At 71.0% G+C, this 17733-nt stretch carries 18 protein-coding genes; 8 read left to right on the forward strand and 10 right to left on the reverse strand.

Going from position 1 to position 17733, the window contains the following annotated elements; all coding sequences use genetic code 11:
- Positions 1–2: 2 nt before the first annotated feature.
- Entirely contained in the window at positions 3–899 is an 897-nt protein-coding gene (locus AB0J40_RS09270) for a universal stress protein (protein ID WP_364449776.1), read from the forward strand.
- Entirely contained in the window at positions 896–3610 is a 2715-nt protein-coding gene (locus AB0J40_RS09275) for an HAD-IC family P-type ATPase (RefSeq protein ID WP_364449778.1), read from the forward strand. The genes AB0J40_RS09270 and AB0J40_RS09275 overlap by 4 nt, the downstream gene beginning before the upstream one ends.
- Positions 3611–3612: 2 nt before the next feature.
- On the opposite strand, the gene AB0J40_RS09280 is transcribed toward AB0J40_RS09275, so the two are convergent.
- From AB0J40_RS09280 to AB0J40_RS09310, 7 genes are all read right to left on the reverse strand, one after another.
- On the reverse strand, positions 3613–4452 hold the full coding sequence (locus tag AB0J40_RS09280) for a hypothetical protein (protein WP_364449780.1): 840 nt from the start codon (positions 4450–4452) through the stop codon (positions 3613–3615).
- Between the two features lie 2 nt (positions 4453–4454).
- On the reverse strand, positions 4455–4676 hold the full coding sequence (locus tag AB0J40_RS09285) for a hypothetical protein (protein ID WP_364449783.1): 222 nt from the start codon (positions 4674–4676) through the stop codon (positions 4455–4457).
- A 161-nt stretch (positions 4677–4837) separates the two neighbouring features.
- Complete coding sequence (locus tag AB0J40_RS09290; protein ID WP_364449784.1) at positions 4838–5824, reverse strand: ribose-phosphate diphosphokinase; 987 nt, start codon at positions 5822–5824, stop codon at positions 4838–4840.
- Between the two features lie 94 nt (positions 5825–5918).
- Positions 5919–6644, reverse strand: coding sequence for a hypothetical protein (locus tag AB0J40_RS09295; RefSeq protein ID WP_364449786.1), 726 nt, complete (start codon positions 6642–6644; stop codon positions 5919–5921).
- A gap of 112 nt (positions 6645–6756) precedes the next feature.
- Positions 6757–6972: a hypothetical protein gene (locus AB0J40_RS09300; protein WP_364449789.1), complete on the reverse strand. Its 216-nt coding sequence runs from the start codon at positions 6970–6972 to the stop codon at positions 6757–6759.
- A 123-nt stretch (positions 6973–7095) separates the two neighbouring features.
- Positions 7096–7287: a hypothetical protein gene (locus AB0J40_RS09305; RefSeq protein WP_364449791.1), complete on the reverse strand. Its 192-nt coding sequence runs from the start codon at positions 7285–7287 to the stop codon at positions 7096–7098.
- A gap of 44 nt (positions 7288–7331) precedes the next feature.
- Entirely contained in the window at positions 7332–7700 is a 369-nt protein-coding gene (locus tag AB0J40_RS09310) for a metalloregulator ArsR/SmtB family transcription factor (protein WP_364449794.1), read from the reverse strand.
- Between the two features lie 436 nt (positions 7701–8136).
- Between AB0J40_RS09310 and AB0J40_RS09315 the strand changes: the two genes are divergently transcribed.
- The 3 genes from AB0J40_RS09315 (at position 8137) to AB0J40_RS09325 (ending at position 10911) form a co-directional block, all read left to right on the forward strand.
- Positions 8137–9828, forward strand: coding sequence for an enoyl-CoA hydratase-related protein (locus AB0J40_RS09315; RefSeq protein WP_364449796.1), 1692 nt, complete (start codon positions 8137–8139; stop codon positions 9826–9828).
- A gap of 156 nt (positions 9829–9984) precedes the next feature.
- Positions 9985–10362 (forward strand): response regulator transcription factor, encoded by a 378-nt coding sequence (locus tag AB0J40_RS09320; RefSeq protein ID WP_364449798.1) that lies wholly within the window; start codon positions 9985–9987, stop codon positions 10360–10362.
- A gap of 177 nt (positions 10363–10539) precedes the next feature.
- Positions 10540–10911, forward strand: coding sequence for an ATP-binding protein (locus AB0J40_RS09325; RefSeq protein ID WP_364449801.1), 372 nt, complete (start codon positions 10540–10542; stop codon positions 10909–10911).
- Between the two features lie 87 nt (positions 10912–10998).
- On the opposite strand, the gene AB0J40_RS09330 is transcribed toward AB0J40_RS09325, so the two are convergent.
- Both AB0J40_RS09330 and AB0J40_RS09335 read right to left on the reverse strand, forming a co-directional pair.
- Positions 10999–11721 carry a DUF998 domain-containing protein gene (locus AB0J40_RS09330; protein WP_364449803.1) on the reverse strand — a complete coding sequence of 241 codons (723 nt, stop codon included), beginning with the start codon at positions 11719–11721 and terminating at the stop codon, positions 10999–11001.
- Positions 11718–12767 (reverse strand): aldo/keto reductase, encoded by a 1050-nt coding sequence (locus AB0J40_RS09335; RefSeq protein ID WP_364449805.1) that lies wholly within the window; start codon positions 12765–12767, stop codon positions 11718–11720. Before AB0J40_RS09335 ends, AB0J40_RS09330 begins: the two co-directional genes overlap by 4 nt.
- Positions 12768–12870: 103 nt before the next feature.
- On the opposite strand from AB0J40_RS09335, the gene AB0J40_RS09340 reads away from it, so the two are divergent.
- Positions 12871–13476 (forward strand): TetR/AcrR family transcriptional regulator, encoded by a 606-nt coding sequence (locus tag AB0J40_RS09340; RefSeq protein WP_364449808.1) that lies wholly within the window; start codon positions 12871–12873, stop codon positions 13474–13476.
- A gap of 228 nt (positions 13477–13704) precedes the next feature.
- On the opposite strand, the gene AB0J40_RS09345 is transcribed toward AB0J40_RS09340, so the two are convergent.
- Positions 13705–14844 (reverse strand): glycosyl hydrolase family 8, encoded by a 1140-nt coding sequence (locus tag AB0J40_RS09345; RefSeq protein WP_364449810.1) that lies wholly within the window; start codon positions 14842–14844, stop codon positions 13705–13707.
- Positions 14845–15179: 335 nt separating this feature from the next.
- Between AB0J40_RS09345 and AB0J40_RS09350 the strand changes: the two genes are divergently transcribed.
- Both AB0J40_RS09350 and AB0J40_RS09355 read left to right on the forward strand, forming a co-directional pair.
- Positions 15180–16319, forward strand: a complete 1140-nt coding sequence (locus AB0J40_RS09350; RefSeq protein ID WP_364449812.1) for an ROK family protein — start codon at positions 15180–15182, stop codon at positions 16317–16319.
- Between the two features lie 639 nt (positions 16320–16958).
- The gene (locus AB0J40_RS09355) at positions 16959–17732 is read left to right on the forward strand and encodes a polysaccharide deacetylase family protein (RefSeq protein WP_364449814.1); all 774 of its coding nucleotides are present in this window, start codon (positions 16959–16961) and stop codon (positions 17730–17732) included.
- The last annotated feature ends 1 nt before the right edge of the window (position 17733 follow it).

Raw genomic sequence — 17733 nt, forward strand, 5'->3', positions numbered from 1 at the left:
AGATGGTGGCAGCAGGCGTGCGGCCGATCGTGGTGGGGGTGGACGGTTCGACCGCCGCGACCCACGCGGTGGGCTGGGCCGCGCAGGAGGCGCTCCGGCGCGATCTGCCGCTGGTGATCGTCCACGCGTGCGCGCTGGTACCGGTGACCGTGCCGTACGCGGAAGCGCTGGTGCCCGCCTACCACCGCGCGCAGCTCGAGTACGGTCGCGAGTGGCTCGATGCGGCGGAGTCGGCGGCGCGGGACGCCGCACCGGACGTGCGGGTGAGCACGGACCTGGCCCGCGGTTGGGCGGCCGAGCAGCTGATCGCCCGCTCGGCGTCGGCGGAGCTCGTCGTACTGGGGTCACGGGGCTTGGGCGGGTTCACCGGCCTGGTGGTGGGGTCGATCGCCGTGGCGGTGGCCACCTACGGCCATTGCCCGATCGTGGTGGTCCGCGGCGCCGACGCCCGGACCGAGCCGCGGCACGAGGGGCCCGTGGTCGTCGGCGTGGACGGGTCACCCACCAGTGCGGCGGCGATCCCGTTCGCGTTCCGCGCCGCCGCCTCGCGCGGTGTGCCGCTGGTCGCGGTGCACACCTGGCTGGACCTGCCGCTGGGCGGGTTCGGGGAGATCGGCGTGGACGTGGCCTGGGCCGCAATCGAGCGCGAGCAACACGCACTGGTAGGCGAGTGGCTCGCGCCGGCCCGAGCCGATTACCCGGACGTGCCGGTGGAGCTGGTCATCGCCCGGCACCGGCCCGCGCACACACTGCTCGAACAAGCCGAGAACGCCCAGCTGGCCGTGGTCGGCTCCCGCGGCCGGGGTGGCTTCCGCGGTCTGCTCCTGGGTTCGACCAGCCACGCCCTCATCTACCACGCCGCCTGCCCGGTGGCCGTCGTCCCACCGCCCCGGCCGTGACCGCCCGGGAAAGCGGTGGTCTCCTGGCGACCGGTGACCGCACTGCGTTGCCGGCGGTTTCGCGGCCGTGGCGGCTGGAAACGGCCGACGTCTCGGCGCGGCTCGGCGTGGACCCGGCCCGAGGCCTGGACGAAGCGGACGCGGCGCGCCGGCTCGCGGACGCGGGACCGAACCGCCTGGCCGAACCGGCGGCCCGGCCGTGGTGGCGGGCGCTGGTCGCCCAGGTCGCCAATCCGCTGAACGTGGTGCTGGTGCTCGCCGCCGTGCTGGCCGGCGTGGTCGAGCGTTCCTTCCGGGAAGCGCTGGTCATCGGGCTGGTCCTGGGCCTCAACGGCGTGCTGGGCTTCTTTCAGGAACGCCGCGCCGACCGTGCCGTCGCCGCCCTGCGAGAACTGCTGAGCCCGTCGGCGCGGGTTCGCCGCGGCGGGCAGGTCGTCGACGTACCGGCCGCGGACCTCGTGCCCGGCGACGTCGTGCTGGTCGAAGCCGGGGACCGGATTCCCGCCGACGGGCGCGTACTGAGCCAGGTCGGCCTCGAGACCGACGAATCCGGTCTGACCGGCGAATCGGTCCCCGTGGCCAAGACCGGCGAGGCCCTCCCCGGCGACACCGGGCTGCCCGATCGCGCCTGCATGGCGCACATGACCTCCATCGTCACCCGCGGCCGCGGCGAACTGCTGGTCACCGCCACCGGTATGACCACCGAGATCGGCAAGGTCGCCGGTCTGCTGCACCGCACCGAAGCCGTCCGCACGCCACTGCAGCGGCAGCTCGACCGGCTCGGGGTGCGGCTGGCCTACCTCGCCGGGATCGCCGTCGCCGGAGTCGCGGCGATCCAGTTCGCCACCGGCAGCGGCCTCGGCGAGGTCATCACCCTCGCCGTCGCGCTCGGGGTGGCGGCCATCCCGGAAGGACTGCCCGCCGTCGTCACGGTCACCCTGGCCTTGGGCATGCGCCGCATGGCCCGCCGGCGTGCCATCGTCAAACGCCTCACCGCCGTCGAGACCCTCGGCTCGACCACGGTGATCTGCACCGACAAGACCGGCACGCTCACCCTCAACCAGATGACCGCCCGCTCGCTGTGGCACGCCGGCCGCCGCTACCGCGTCAGCGGCGAGGGCTACCGGCCCGACGGGACCATCACCGCCGAAGACGAAAGCCCGCTTCCCGACCTGCACGACGTGCTCGCGCCCGCCGCCCTGTGCAACGACTCCGTCGTCCACGACGGCACGCTCGTCGGCGACCCCACCGAAGGTGCCCTGGTCACCCTCGCCGGCAAAGCCGGGATCGACATCACCGCACTGCGCCAGGCCACCCCTCGCGTCGCCGAAATCCCGTTCGACTCCGGCCACAAGTACATGGCCACCTTCCACCGCCGCGGGCCCGGCGTCCGGGTGTGCGTCAAGGGCGCCCCGGACGTCCTGCTCCGCCGCGCCACCCACGTCCGCTGCGCAGAGGGCGACCGCCCGTTGGACGAGCAGCGGTACCGCGAGATCTCCGCGGTGCTCGAGGAACTCGCCGGCCGCGGCGAACGCGTGCTGGCCATCGCCGTCGCCGAACAGCCCGGCATCGACACCGACGCCACCGGGACGCCGCTGCTGCCGGACGAGCTTGTCCTGGTCGGCCTCGTCGGCATCCTCGACCCGCCCCGCCCGGAAGCCGCCACCGCGGTCGCGGAGTGCCACACCGCGGGCATCGACGTCAAGATGATCACCGGCGACCACCTCGCCACCGCGACCTCGATCGCCCGCGCCCTCGGCATCACCGGCCGCGGCATCACCGGCGAAGACATCGACCGGCTCGACGACAGCGCCCTCGAACAGGAGGCTCCCGGCATCGGCGTGTTCGCCCGCGTCGCCCCCGAACACAAGATCCGCATCGTGCGGACTCTGCGACGCCGACACGAGACCGTGGCCATGACCGGCGACGGCGTCAACGACGCTCCCGCCCTCAAGGGCGCCGACATCGGCGTGGCCATGGGCATCACCGGCTCCGACGTGTCCAAAGAGGCCGCCTCGATGGTCCTCACCGACGACAACTTCGCCACCATCGTCGGCGCGGTCCGCCAAGGCCGCACGATCTACGACAACATCGTCAAGTTCGTCCGCTTCCAGATCAGCACGAACCTCGCCGCGATCCTCACCATGGTCGCCGGATCCGTGGTCTTCCTGTCCGAACCCGCCGTGCTCACCCCGCTGATGTTGTTGTGGGTCAACGTCATCGCCGACGGACCACCGGCACTGGCCCTCGGCCTCGAACCCGCCCGCCTGGCCGTCATGCACGAACCACCCCGGCACCCGGGCGCGCACATCCTCACCGGACGCCGGCTCGCCCGCATCGCCGCCACCGGCCTGCTCATGACCGCCGGCACCCTCTACGCCTACCGGCTCGGCCTCGACCGCGGCACCGACACCGCCCAAACCCTCGCCTTCACCACCTTCGTGCTGTACCAGCTGGTCAACCTCTTCAACGTCCGCGACGAAAACGCCACGGTGTTCGGCCCCTTGCTGCTGCGCAACCGGCGCCTCTGGGCCGCCGTCGCCGTCGTGCTCGTCCTGCAGATCTGCGCGGTCTACGTCCCCGCCGCGCAGAGGCTGGTCGGCACGACCGCACTCAGCGCGACCGACTGGGGCATCGCCATCGCACTGGCCGCCACCGTGCTGGGCTTCGAAGAACTCCGCAAGGCGCTCCACCGCCGGCTACGGCGCTGATCTCATCGGGCGTACGGCCGGCGGAGAACGTCCACTGTGGCCTCTGCGACGCGGTGGACCAGGTCGGGGTCGGCCAGTTCCGGCAGCAGCCGGTCGACCGGCACGAGCGTGACCAGCGCTTGGGCGCAGGCGCGGTGTACCTCGACGTGCCGTGCCGGGTCGCCGGCCCATCCCGGTCTCGGCACGTCCCACAGCGCGCGCAACAGCCCCGGCAGGGCCAGCAGGTGCGCGGTGGGCTCGGACGATCTCCTGATCGTCAGCGGTGCCTGGTTCCCGAAGACCGGCCGGATCGCGCCCGCGACGTCGGCCAGGTCGATCACGATCCCGGCCTCCCGCGCGACGCCGGAGAGCGGGAACCCCAGTGCGTCGGCGGTCGTCCAGGAGACGATGTCGCCGATCCCGGCCGCGGTGAGCACCAGGGCGAGCAAGGGCGCGGTGTCCGCGCCGGCCACCACCACGCGCGCGTTGCACGGGGCGATTTCGGCACGGCGCAGCGCCACCAGCACTTGCGTGGCGAGAGCGATGACGACCGTGTCCTCTTCGGTGACGATCGGGATTCCCGCACCGCGGGCCAAGTCGCACTGCACGGTCCGGGCGCGGACCGGGTCGGTCCGTGCCACGAACACCGCCGCCGTACTGGCCGGCAGCGCCCGCACCGCCGCCGCGAGCTCCCCGGCGTCGCGTGCGGTGGCCACGACCGGGAACGGGCTCAGAGAGGTGTGGGTTCCCAAGAGCCGGACGTCGGCGGCGAGAGCGGCGAAGACGTCTCCCGGATCGCGACCCGCCGCGTCCGGAAGGCCGCTGCCGTCGCTGACGACTGCCAGCCCCGCCGGCCGGTGCACCGTCAGCGCCCGAGGGCGGCGCGGTCCTCGGCCAGAGCGGCGCCGACGGCAGGCCGCACCAGCGCGGCGGTGTCGATGTCGTGACGCGCGGCAAGCGCGAGCAACTCCGCCAGGCGGACCCGGTGCAGATACGCCTCGTAGGGGTGTCCCGCCTCCGTGGCCGCCACGGTGGCGTCCTGCGCTTCGCCGATCCCGCGGCGCACCTCGGCCGCCAGCTCACTCATCAGTCCCAGCCTCCCGTCCACCCTGCCCAGCACCTTACAAATCTATCATGTGCACAATTAACAAATCTTGCAACCCTTGGGCACACGTCACCGGTTCACGCCGGCGCGCCATCGTCGGCTGCCGGTACGTGGTGACGCGCTAGCGCAGCACTACCTCGAACTCACTCATGCTCACCTCGACCGGGATCGTCGAAGAGCTTCGTCACCGAGCCGGCCTCGAAGACTTCATGGATGGCATCGGCCAGCAACGGCGCGACGGAGAGCACGGTGAGCCGCGGAAACCGCTTGTCCGGCGGGGCCGGAAGGGTGTCGGTGACGACGACTTCGGCGATGTCGCCGCTCGCGAGCCGGCTCCGGGAGTCCGGGGACAGGATGCCGTGGGTGGCGGTGGCGATCACCTGTGCGGCACCGAGTTCGCGGAGCAGCCGGGCCGCGCCGGCCATGGTGGCGCCGGTGTCGATCATGTCGTCGACGACGACGCAGTGCCGGCCGAGGACGTCGCCGACGATCTCGGTGCTGCGGCCGTGCTGCAGGGACTCGCGGTGCTGGACGAACGCGATGGGCCGGCCGCCGAGCAGGTCCGCCCACCGTTCGGCGAGCCGGACCCGGCCCGAATCGGGGGCTACGACGGTGATGTCCGCGCCCGGGTGGGCCGAGCGGATGTGCTCGGCCAGCAGCGGCTGCGCCCGCAGGTGGTCCACCGGGCCGTCGAAGAACCCTTGGATCTGGGCGGTGTGCAGGTCGACGGTCATGACGCGGTCGGCGCCGGCGGTGGACAGCAGGTCGGTGACGAGGCGAGCGGAGATCGGTTCGCGCCCCCGGTGCTTCTTGTCCTGGCGGCTGTAGGGAAAGAACGGCCAGACCACGGTGATGCGCTTGGCACTGGCGCGTTTGAGCGCGTCGACCATGATCAGGCTCTGCATGAGCCACGAGTTGACCGGCTCGGTGGGCGTCTGCACGACGAAGACGTCGCTGCCGCGCACGGATCGGGCGAAGCGGACGAAGACTTCACCATTGGCGAAGGTGTGCGCGGTCTGCGGCGTGATCGAAGTGCCCAGCCGCGCCGCGACACGCTCGGCGAGTTCCGGGTGTGAACCTCCCGAAACGAGCATGAGCCGTGGCGCGACACTGCCCGCGCGGCGGGTCACGGGACGCAACTGTGGGGTGCCGGTCACCTCGAGGCGCCGACGGTCGTGGCGGCGGCAGCTGTCATGCGTGTTTCTCCATCGCTGTGAGGCACGGTCAGAACGTGTTCTGCCGGGTGCGGAAGACGTGCGCGACGGCGTCGGCGGCCCGCCGGGTCAGCGCCTGAGCCGTCCCGGGCGGCACGGGCCGGCCGGAGCTGGGAGCGGCGAGCGCCAGTGCGCAGGCGTGGTAGGCCTCGACGTCGAACGTCGCACCCGGGGTGTGCAGGGCGGCCCGCAGCAGCGCGGCGGCGGCACACGGCGCCGCGTGCGCGTCGCCACGGGTGATCACGGTCGTGCCGGGGTCGTGGCAGGCCCTGGCCGAGCCGGTCAGGTCGAGCACCGCGTATGCGCCGGAAACGACGCTTCGCAGAGGAAATCCGGTCGCATCCGCCGAGTTCCACAGGGTGATGTCGGCGAAGCCCGCGGCGACCAGCAGCGGTGCCAGGATCGGCAGCTCCCGCGCACCGGCGACGACCACCCGGCCGTGCCGGGAGTCCTCCGGCCGCCGGCCGTGTCCGGCCACCGCGCCCAGCAGTGCGGCGGTCAGCGCGATCGCCGTCGCGTCCTCCTCGGTCACCAACGGCCGCGCGCCGCTCGCGCGCAGTTCGTCCTGGGCCGCACGGGTGAGGACGGGGTCAGTGTGGGTGAGCAGGACCGCCCCGGCGTCCGCGGGCAGGGCCCGGACACCGTCGGCCAGCCGAGTCACGCCGGCAGCGTCGAGGGTCACGGGTCGCACCGGGACGTGGGCGAGCTCGCCCAGGTGCCTGGCGAGCTCGTGCATGACCCGGTTCCCCGCGGAGCGGTTGTCCCGCAGCGCACTGCCATCGGTGAGCACCGCGGCCCATCCGGTCCCGGGGCCGCCGCCCCGCCGGTGTCCCCTGCCCCGCATCCGCTCAGTCCCGGTACGGCTCGGCCGCCAGCACCGCGGGGTCCACCCAGCCGGCGACGTCCACGTCGTGACGTTCGGCGAGCTCGAGCAGGTCACGCAGCCGGCCGAGGTGCAGCTCGACCTCGTGGCCGAGCCCGGCTTCCCGCGCGGACGCGAGGGCGTCCACCGTGGCCGTGACCCGGCCACGCAGGACGGCCACGAACTCGCGCCCCGTCGTCACTTCGCTGCTGTAGCGGTACCCGCGCAGGCGAACCCACCCCTCTCACGTCGACCGATCCATGTTCTCGATAGTTAATGAAGTTTGCAAGTCATGGATTGTGCGAGCCTGCGCACACTCGGGCGTTCACAGGTCGTTGCCGGCGAGCGCCACCGGCAGCGCGGGCAAGGTGAAGACGCCGGGATCGGCGATCTTGATCCGGCTCAGGGTGCGGTCCGACCGGGTGGCGCCGCCTGGTGCGAGCGCGGCGACCGGCCGGGAGATCAGCGTGATCGAGTGGGCGTTTTCCCCGACGCGCGCCAGGAAGCGGGACAGCACGTCCCGTCGGCGCGCGGCCGGGCGACGGAGTCCGGCCGCCCGTGCTACCCGCCGCGCCGCCCCGATCCCTTCGAGCCGCCCGAGACCGCCGGTGTACGCAGGTCGTCCAGCAACTCGATCTGCCCGGCGAGCACGCCGGTCAGGATCTGCCGCGCGACCTTCAGCAGCTCCGCCACGTGCGGGCTGGTCAGGGAGTAGTAGACCGTCGAGCCTTCCTTGCGGGTCACGACCAAACCGGCCCGGCGGAGCACGGCCAGCTGCTGGGACAGATTGGCGGGCTCGATCCCCACCTCCGGCAGCATTTCCGCGACGGCGTGCTCACGTTCGCTCAGCAGCTCCAGGACCCGGATCCGGGCGGGATGCCCCAGCGTCTTGAAGAACTCGGCCTTCGCCTGATAGAGCGGCCTGCTCATGGGCACTCCTCCCCCGGACGCTCGCCGCCGACGACACCAACAGTTGCATAGCTTAGCAACTTTGAAACACCGGCGCGGACCAGCCGGAAGCCGGCAACTCCTTGGGCCGCGCGCAACGTTACCCGGACCGGCGTCGACTTCACCCCGACGGCGGCGCCCAGCCGATGTCCGGGCACCTCCCACGGGAAGTGATCTCCAAGAAATCATCACCATTGTTTTTCCCGGACGGCAATCCACTATCGCCGGAATTCACCCTGCACAGACAGATATGAGGTGGTCCCCGAACGAACCTGGTTGGCCGAAGCCGCTTACCCCTTTGGCCGCGTCGTGTTCATCGGTACGCGGGGTACCGTCGACCGGTCACTCCGTCGCTCGACAACGGAAACCCGGCACGTCAAGCCGAACAGCTCTCCATGACGACACGAGCGGAGCCCCGGTGAAGATCTTGCTGCTGTGCTCTGCGTTCAACGGACTCAGCCAGCGCGTTTGGCTCGGCCTGCGGGCCCGCGGCCACCGCGTCACGGTCCGGACGGCGCACGATCCGCGGGAGGTAACCGCCGAGGTGGTGGCCGTCGATCCCGAATTGATCATCTGCCCGTTCCTGCGCCGGCGGGTTCCCGAACCGGTCTGGCGGAACTACCGCACGATCATCATCCACCCCGGCCCGGAGGGAGACCGCGGCCCGTCCGCGCTCGACTGGGCGATCATGGACGCCGAACCCACCTGGGGCGTCACCGCCCTGCAAGCCACCGGAGACCTCGACGGCGGACCCATCTGGGGCACCCGGGTGTTCCGGATGCCGGCCGACCCACCGCGCAAGAGCACCCTCTACAACACCGAGGTCACCGACGCCGCGGTGAGCCTGATCGGCGAGGTGGTGACCAAAGCCGAACGGACCGGGTTCACGCCCCGGCTCCAGGACCGTCGAACGGCCAGGGTCCGCCCGGCGGTGCGGCAGGCCGACCGGGCCTTTTCCTGGGGTGACCCGGCCGGCCACATCCTGCGCCGCATCCGCGCCGCGGACGGCCGTCCCGGAGTGCACACCGAGCTGGCCGGTGTCCGGGTCGCGGTGTACGACGCCCACCCCGGGGACGCTCCCCCCGGCGAGCCCGGCACCATCGCGGCCCGCGCGCAGGACGCCGTACTGGTCCGGACCGGCGACAGCGCCCTGTGGATCGGGCAGGCGCGACGGCTGGCACCCGAAACTTCGGGCACGACCGTCAAGCTGCCCACTGCCCTTGCCGTCGCCGTTCCCGAAGCACCACAGATCGCGGCCCCGCCCAGCCTTCGCGAAATCACGTACCGACGAGTGGGCAAGGTCGGATTGGTGCGCTTCGCGTTCTACAACGGCGCCATGTCCACCACCCAGTGCCGACGGCTCGCCGCTGCAGTGCGGCACGCCGCCGCGCAGGACACCGACGTCCTGGTTTTCGCGGGTGGCGAAGTGTTCTCCAACGGCGTGCATCTGGGCGTCATCGACGCCCATCCGAATCCCGAGGCGGAGGCCTGGCGCAACATCAACGCGATCAACGACCTCTGCCGGGAAATCATCGCCTGCACCGACCAGCTCGTGATCGCCGCGCTCGCCGGCGACGCGGGCGCGGGCGGGGTGATGCTGGCGCTCGGCGCCGACAAGGTGATCGCCCGGGACGGCATCGTGCTCAACCCGCACTACCGCACAATGGGCCTGTACGGATCGGAGTACTGGACCTACGTGCTGCCGCACCGGATCGGCGAGGAACAGGCACGCCGGCTCACCACCCACTGCCAGCCCATCACCGCCGCCGAAGCAGCCGAGATCGGACTCGTCGACGAACTCGCCGCGAGCGACCGCGCGGGATTCACCGCGGCCGTGCTGGACCACGCCACCGAACTGGCCGCGAGCGGACACGCGGCCAAGCTGCTCGACCACAAACGGGCCACCCGGGACACCGACGAGCAACGCAGGCCCTTGGAGACCTACCGGGTACGGGAACTCGCCGAAATGAGCTACGACATCTTCGACGACCGCCACGGCTTCGCCCACGCCAGACGCGCCTTCCTCACCGGGCGCCCCGCCGGCTCCCACGGGCCGGAATCACCCCACCTGCCGGCCCCACGGCTACCCGAGATGCGGCCCGTCAGCTGACCGCGGCTCAGTGGCGGCCGAACCGAAAGCCACCAGCCGGCTGTCACGCCGAGTAGTGCAGTTGCGTCATGCCGTATCCGCCGCCCATCGATAGCGTTCCGGGATGCCGCAAACCCGGGAGACGCACGTGCCTCAGCAGGGGCAGGCCGTCGCCCGATGAGCCCGGTCCGCGTCCTGCTCGTGGACCAGTCGCCGACGGTGCGGGCCGCGCTGCGCGACGTCCTCGCCGCCGAGCCCGACATCGACGTGGTCGCCGACACCGGAGACAGCGGCGAGGCCATTCGGCTGGCCACCAGGCATCGGCCCGCGGTCGTGGTGTTCGACGCTCAGCTGGAGGGGCAACCGCTGCGCGCGCTGCGCCTGTTCCACCACCACCAACCCCGTATCGGAATTGTCGCTTTCTCCGGGTTCGAGCTGCAGCTGTCGGCGGAGCAGTTCAAGAACGCGGGGATCGCCGAGTTGCTGATCAAGGGCGTCCACATCCGGTTCGTTCTCGACGCGGTCCGCCGAGTGGCACGCGCCGACCGCCCCTAGCGCCAAGCGGCCGCCGTTTCACCTCGACACGAACGGGGTAGGCGCTAATCCGGACGTCTTCAACAGCGAGGACGGGTACCCCCGAAGGGTGTTGTCGTCACGGCCGATGGGACGAAGGGCCACGGTGCCTCGCCGGTCTGGTCGCTGGATCTGCGCGGGACGGAGGCCCCGGTCCTGGTGCAGGTCCGCCGGTGGGCGTCTCGCACCCTGACCGCGGTCGACGACGCTCATCTCGGCGACGTGCTCATGGTGACCACGGAACTGGTCACCAACGCCTACGACCATGGTCAAGGGCCGTTGGAGGTCCGGATGAGCTACACCCCCGTGCCGTGCCGGGTCCACGTCGAAGTCGACGACAGCTGCCTCGACCAGCCCGTCCTCTCCAGGCCGTCCCCGACCACACCCGGCGGCCGAGGCATGCTGCTGGTGGACAAGCTCGCCGCTGCCTGGGGCGTGCGCGAGCATCGGGAAACCGGCAGCAAGACCGTGTGGGCCGACGTAGCCTGCGACGGAGCCGACGCTGAGCGCTGTACCTCGACTGTCGACTAACGGAATCCCTCCTCCTTGTCGCCGCCCTCGCCCAGTGGTGAGGCGACGTAGCCGGTTCCGCCGGAGGGCCGGCCCACCCGGATTCCGTTACCGGACGGCGGGAACCGGCCGGCGCGGCGGCTCCCGGCGGGCGACCAGGGCGGTCCGGGCGGCGAGGAGGCCGCTGCCGAGGACGACGTGGCCGATCATGATCGGGTAGATCACCGCGCGTTCGAACAGGCCGATGTTCCACGCCCAGCCGGTGAACACATCCGCCATGAAGGCCGCGAACGCGATCAGCCCGAAGACACCCAGCGCGATGCTCGCGATCCGGCGGCCGCGCCCCAGTCCGACCCGGGTGGCGTTGACGCCGACGGCGATCGCCATGAGGTTCCCGGCCAGCATCACGCCTTGCGCACCGTAGGTGTGGAAGACGATCAGGCCGTTCGCGACGTTCGCGTTCGAGCCTTGGAAGATCCCGACGAGCGATACGCCGGCACCGGCCAGGACCGCCAGCACGACGACCACGATCGGCCGCGGTCCTTCCCGCAGGTCGAAGGTGAGCACCGCGCCGACGATCAGCAGGACGCCGTAGAGGACCCAGCCGATGTCCATCACCACGCCGAGCGGCGAGTTGCCGACCTGTCCGAACGCGACCTGGCTCGGGCCGGTCAGGCCGAGGTGGCTGACCCAGTTGTAGAACGGCGAGTAGTGCGGCTCCTGCCAGGCCGCCGCCGTGACCAGTTCGGCCACCCACGACACCGGCGGACCGAGGAAGAGCAGGACCGCTCCGACGCGGGCCGCCGCGCCGGAGCGCACGATCGGCCTCACTTCAGCGCCATTCCCGGGACGCGGGCGCGGATCGCGTCCATGGTCGCCTCGTCCGAGACGCCCTGCCAGTCGTACCGCGGCGTGTACGGGGCGGTGAGGGCGCGGACGTCCTCGTCGGTGAGCTCGGCCTCCAGCGAGGCGACGGCGTCGTCGATCTGCTGGGTCGAACCGGCGCCGACCAGCGGAGCGGTGACGACCGGCTGGCGGTGCAGCCAGGCCAGCGCGATGGCCGCACGGCTCACGCCGTGGTCGGCCGCGACCTTGCCGACGGCGTCGATGATGGCGTGGTTCGACGCCTCTTCCGAGGGTGAGTAGAGCAGGTCGGCGTAGCCGCCATCGGTCTCCGAGCGAGCCGTCGACTTCGCGTCGTCCCAACCGCGGGCCAGACGACCCCGCGCGAGCGGGCTCCAGATGATCGTGCCGACGCCTTCGTCCAGGCAGAGCGGGATCATCTCGCGTTCTTCCTCGCGGGCGAGCAGGTTGTAGTGGTCCTGCATGGACACGAACCGGGCCCAGCCGTGCTGCTTCTGCAGGTGCAGAGCCTTGGCGAACTCCCAGGCGAACATCGACGACGCGCCCAGGTACCGCACCTTGCCCGCCTTCACCAGATCGCTGAGCGCTTCGAGAGTCTCCTCCAGCGGCGTCGCGTGGTCGTTGCGGTGCACCTGGTAGAGGTCGACGTAGTCGGTGCCCAGCCGCCGCAACGAGTGGTCGACCTCGGTCATGATCGCCTTGCGCGACAACCCTTTCCCGTTCGGGCCCGGGCGCATCGGGTGACGCAGCTTGGTGGCGATCACCACGTCGTCGCGGTCGGCGAAGTCCTTGAGCGCGCGGCCGAGGATCTCCTCGCTGGAGCCGTTGGAGTACATGTTGGCGGTGTCGAAGAAGTTGATGCCCGCCTCGAGGGCGTGCTTGATCAGCGGGCGCGCGTCCTCCTCGCCCAGGGACCAGACGGGGTGGCCGCGATCGGGTTCGCCGTAGGTCATCGCGCCGATCGCGATGGGCGAGACGTCGAGGCCGGTGGTGCCGAGCTTCACGTAGTGCATGGGTGTCTCCCTGCCGGGGCAAACACGCGGAGGATTCTCCGGATGTGACCGCGAAACTAGCGGAGAGTTCTCCGCATGTCAAAGATGGGGCATGATCTCGGGTATGACCGACGGCACGTACGGAACCCAGCGCAAAGCCGCCGCGCGCAACCGCGTCGCGATCATCGAGGCCGCCCACGACCTCTTCGCGCAGGATCCGCTCGTGCCGCTGAACGAGGTCGCCAAGCGCGCCGGAGTCGGCGCCGGAACGCTCTACCGCCACTTCCCCACCAGGCAGGACCTGATCCTCGCGGCCTACCAGCACGACATCGAACGCCTCACCACCACCGCCGACGAGGTCCTGACGCGCCATTCATCGGCCAAGGCCGCCTTCATCGAGTGGTTCGAGACCCTCTCCGCCTACATCCGCATCAAGCACGGGCTCGGCGACGCCCTGCACAGCGCCGCGGCCCAGGACGTGATCGACAACTCGTGGGCGCCGACCAGCGCGGCGGTGAAGAAGCTCGTCGACGCGTGCGTGGCCGAGGGCACCATCGCGCCCGGGCACGACCCGGCGGACATCATCATGCTGATGAGCTTCCTGTGGCGCGTCGCGAACAACGACGAGGGCGCCGCTCAGGGGCGACGCCTGATCGCCACCGTCTTTTCCGGCCTGCAAGCGCCGCCGCAGGCCGGGCCGGCATCCGACGATCCGCGGCGGACACCGTGACCGAGCCGGTGGCCCCATGATCACGACGGCATTCTTCGCCGGTCGCCGCGTCAAGGGCGTCCCGGAACCCGGAGATTCGCCGTTGGCGGGGCGTTCGCCCGGCCATCCGGGCGGACCGCACCACTCAGGTCGACAGCAGCAGGCCGTGCACGGTTTCAAAAGAAACGGCGGGCGGGAGAAGGTTCCGGCTTCCCCCGCCCCGACTCGTCTCGTCGTTCGATTCGCCTCTTAGTGCCGGTTACCGTGCGGCGCCCAGATCCGGAACCGGCCGCTGTCGTAAAGCAGCCCGAGCTGGTAAAGCATGCCGTCGTAATACCGGGCCCGTCCGGTCGGGACGGGTGTGTTCCAGAAATCACGGACAAAGGCGTTCTTGTCCGGATTGCCGGCCGAAATCGCCGACGTCGAGTTCATCGCCACGAGCCCTTCGGCGTGCGCGGGTTCGTAAGTGTTCTGCCCGGAGGTCAGCGGCGTGCCGTCGAGGTGGTAGCGGCTGACGTACGTGCTCACACCCTGCCCCTGGAAGAAGTGCTCCAGCGTGTCGGAGTACCGCGTCTCCCACGGCTTGACGCCGTACCAGGAAGCGTCGACGTTCGCGTTGGCGATGGCACGCCACGCGTCTTCCTGGAAGTTGTGGTCGTAGGCGTTGTCGGTGACTGTCTCGGTCGGCCGTAGGTACGGTGTGCCGTCGAAGTTGGCGTAGTCCGGCGCCAGTCCGGTCACCGGGTTCGCCGCGTTCTGCAGGAGGTTTTCACCGGCGGTGTACGCCTTGTCCCACAGGTCGCCGTCCGCCGGGTCGGCCGCGGCGAACACCTTGTAGAACCCGGTCAGGCTGTACGACGGGTCGGTGAAGCCGACGGCGCCCGGCGGCGAGAACGTCGGCAGGAACGACTTGCGGTCGAACATGTCGACGCCGCCGTGGTCGGACTCGTGCCACATCGCGTGCAGGATCTGCTGCGCCTGCCGGCCGTAGTCGTAGGTCCCGGTGCCGTCGCCCCACCGGCCCGAGGCGAAGTCGAGCGCCGCGGCGATCCACTGGTCGCCGTCGGGCGCCACGCCGGTGTCGATGATCTTCCCGGTGGTGTCGGTGTGCCAGGCGAAGTAGTACTGCTCGGGCCCGCTCTGGAGCTGCATCTTGGTCTTGGCGAAGTTCCACAGCGCGTCGAACTCCTGCTTGTGGCCCAGCTGCACCGAGATCATCATGGCGTAGCCCATGCCTTCGGTGCGCACGTCCTGGTTGCCGATGTCCTCGACGTAGGCCAGGTCCGGCGCGAGCTGGTAGTACAACGTCTGACCGTCGTACCGGTCGGCGGTCGTGCCCGGGCTGCCGTGGAAGAGCTGCTGCCAGGTGGCTTCCACCTTGGCGTCCACCTGTCTGTTCGAGAAGCCGGCGCGGGCGAACGCGTCGAAATAGGGGCCGGGGTGCAGATTTCCGGGCGGATTGTGCGCCGGGGACGGCGCGGCGAATGCGGTCGCGGATACGGAGGACAACAAAGCAGCGGCCGAGAGAATCACGGTGCTGAGTTTCGCTGTCTTGCGCACACGACACCTCCTCGTGTCAGAGCGGGCACGGTGGCCGCGAGGCCGTCGTCAACGTAAGAGCCGGAGATAGAGACAGTCAACAGCCAACCCCAGTCAAAAAGAGCGGAGGTTATTTCAATTCCGAGGCTAACCTTGCTAGCGTCACCGGAGTGGAATCGCGACAAATGCGCAATCGGCGCGCAGTTCTCTCGGCGGCACGATTCGGGCGCCCGGTCACGCGCCTCGAGATCGCGCGCACGACCGGTCTCTCGGCCGCCACCGTCTCCGGCCTCGTCGCCGGTCTGATCGCCGACGGCGTCCTGGTCGAACTGGACTGGCGGATCCCCGCCGCAGGTGTGGCGGGCGGGCGTCCCGCCGCGGCGCTCGCGGTCAACTCGGCGCTGGGCACGCTGATCGGCATCCACCTCGCCCACGCCGGGATCCGGATCCTGCTCGCCGGCGTGGACGGCACCGTGCGCGCGGAACACACCCACTACATCGATGTGGACCATCGGCCGGCCGACACCCTGGAGTACGCCGCCTCCACGGCGCTCGACCTCGTCGCCGACCTCGGAATCCCGCACCGGAAACTGCTGGGCGTCGGCGTGGCGGTTTCGGCCCCGGTGCTGTTGCATTCGCAGACGCTCGGCTCACCGCCCATGCTGAACGACTGGGGGGAGGTCGACATCGCGCCCCGGCTCCGGAAGCGGATGGGCCTGCCCGTGCACCTCCGCAACGACGCCGACCTCGGTGCGCTGGCCGAATGGCGCCTCGGCGCGGCAGCGTCCGCGGACAACCTCGTTTACGTGATGCTGTCCGAGGGAGTCGGAGCCGGTCTCGTCCTGCAGGGCAGGCTCTACGACGGTGACGCCGGCGCCGCGGGCGAGCTCGGGCACGTGACGGTGGTGCCGGACGGGCAGGTCTGCCGATGCGGCAGCCGGGGCTGCCTGAAGACCGTCGTCGGCGCCCGCGCACTCGCCACCACGCTTGCCCACAGTCACGGTTCCGTCCGCGGCTTCACCGATCTGATCGATCTGGCGCACCGGGGAGACCCCGGCGTTCGGCGCCTGCTCGGCGACGCGGGCCGTGCCGTCGGCACCGCCCTGGCACCGATCTGCACCGTGCTCAACCCGGAACTGGTGGTCATCGGCGGCACTCTCGCCCAGACCGGCGAGCCGCTGCTCAACGGCATCCGCGAGACGCTCACGCGCGGCGTTTCCCCGGTCACCAACCGCACGCCGGACGTTCTCCCCGGCACGCTCGGCACCCGCGCCGAGGCGCTCGGCGCGGTGATCACGGCGAACCAGTTCGCCGACCTCGGCTGACCAACCGCCGCGAACACCCATCCCTGTTCGGTCTCCGCGGCGACGCGCGCTCGCCGAGGGTCATGGACCCAGATCGCGCCGCCGCTGCTCAGCTGGGGCCCGGGTTCCTCACCGGCGCGCGGCCGGCAGGTCGACCACCAGCAACGCCGCCGACCAGCGGAGTCCGCCACCCGACCGAAGCCGGTGCAGGTAGTCCGGATCCGTTCGTGCCCCGTCCATCGGTTGAGTGGACGCTGAGCGAAGCAAAGCTCAGGTGGCCTCGGAATCGACCGGCGGGCGCTCGCACCGGCGCAGTCCGGCGGCCGGCGGGACGGCAGCACGCGGCGCGGCGGCGCCGTCGTCCAGGAGGTGGCGCCGCAGCGCTGTCCTGGGGTCGAATCGCGCAGTGCCTGGCGGTCCTGCAGCTGCTGGAACTCCGCGCCCAGCTCGGCCTCCAGCCGTTGCCGAGCGCCGGTGGCCGAGGATGAACAACGCCGCCACCAGCAGGATCACCAGATGTTCCAGGCTCAGACCGAACACCGTGCGGACCGTACCCTTCGGTCGTTTAGCGGACGCTGAGGCGATCCGGCCTTCTCAGCGTCCTCACAGCGGTGGTGCGACAGGCTGCGGGTGCATCTCCTCCGAGAAACAGGACTGGTTTTGAACGACCCCCTCACCCGGCGTGGCCTTTTCGGCGTCGCGCTGGGCGCCGCCACGCTCGCGGCGTGCTCGGCCCCGTCACCGGCACCTGCTCCGCCCACCGGCTCCACGAAACCTCCGCCGGCAACGACGACGCCGTCCGCGGCCCCCAGCCCGGTCTCGCCGCCGCCATCCGGCCCGGCCACCGAAATCAGCCGCGCCACCTCCGGACGCCCCCAGGTCGCCCTGACCTTCCACGGAGCAGGCGACCTCCACGTCACCCGCGAGGTGCTCGACGTCGTACACCAGCACGGCGCGCGGATCACCGTGCTGGCCGTGGGCACCTGGCTCGCCGCGTACCCCGACGCCGCCCGCATGGTGCGCGACGGCGGACACGAGCTGGGCAACCACACCTGGAGCCACCCGGCGCTGTCGGGCTACGCGGCGGAACCGATGTACGCCGAGATCCAGCGGTGCCGCGACAAGCTCGTCGAGCTCACCGGGTCCCCGGGCGGCTTCTTCCGCCAGTCCCAGGGCCAGCACGCCACCTCGCGGGAACTCGCCGAAGCCGGGCGCGCCGGCTACGCGAAGGTGCTCTCCTACGACGTCGACTCCCTGGACTGGACCGACCCCGGGCCCTCCGCCATCCGGGCGGCGGTGGCGAAGGCCCGCGCGGGCAGCGTGGTGAGCATGCACCTGGGCCACCCAGGTACCGTCGCCGCGCTGCCCGGCATCCTCACCGACCTCGCCGGCCGCGGTCTCACCCCGGTCACCGCGTCGGAACTGCTGGCGTAAC

Origin of the sequence: Amycolatopsis sp. NPDC049691 (assembly GCF_040675005.1) — a bacterium.
Classification (GTDB): Bacteria; Actinomycetota; Actinomycetes; order Mycobacteriales; family Pseudonocardiaceae; genus Amycolatopsis.

Coding starts and splice junctions, on each gene's coding strand:
- AB0J40_RS09270 (WP_364449776.1), top strand. CDS start 3: ATGGTGGCAGCAGGCGTGCGGCCGATCGTGGTGGGGGTGGACGGTTCG.
- AB0J40_RS09285 (WP_364449783.1), bottom strand. CDS start 4,676: ATGAGTGAGCTGGCGGCCGAGGTGCGCCGCGGGATCGGCGAAGCGCAG.
- AB0J40_RS09295 (WP_364449786.1), bottom strand. CDS start 6,644: ATGCACGAGCTCGCCAGGCACCTGGGCGAGCTCGCCCACGTCCCGGTG.
- AB0J40_RS09310 (WP_364449794.1), bottom strand. CDS start 7,700: ATGAGCAGGCCGCTCTATCAGGCGAAGGCCGAGTTCTTCAAGACGCTG.
- AB0J40_RS09320 (WP_364449798.1), top strand. CDS start 9,985: ATGAGCCCGGTCCGCGTCCTGCTCGTGGACCAGTCGCCGACGGTGCGG.
- AB0J40_RS09335 (WP_364449805.1), bottom strand. CDS start 12,767: ATGCACTACGTGAAGCTCGGCACCACCGGCCTCGACGTCTCGCCCATC.
- AB0J40_RS09340 (WP_364449808.1), top strand. CDS start 12,871: ATGACCGACGGCACGTACGGAACCCAGCGCAAAGCCGCCGCGCGCAAC.
- AB0J40_RS09350 (WP_364449812.1), top strand. CDS start 15,180: ATGCGCAATCGGCGCGCAGTTCTCTCGGCGGCACGATTCGGGCGCCCG.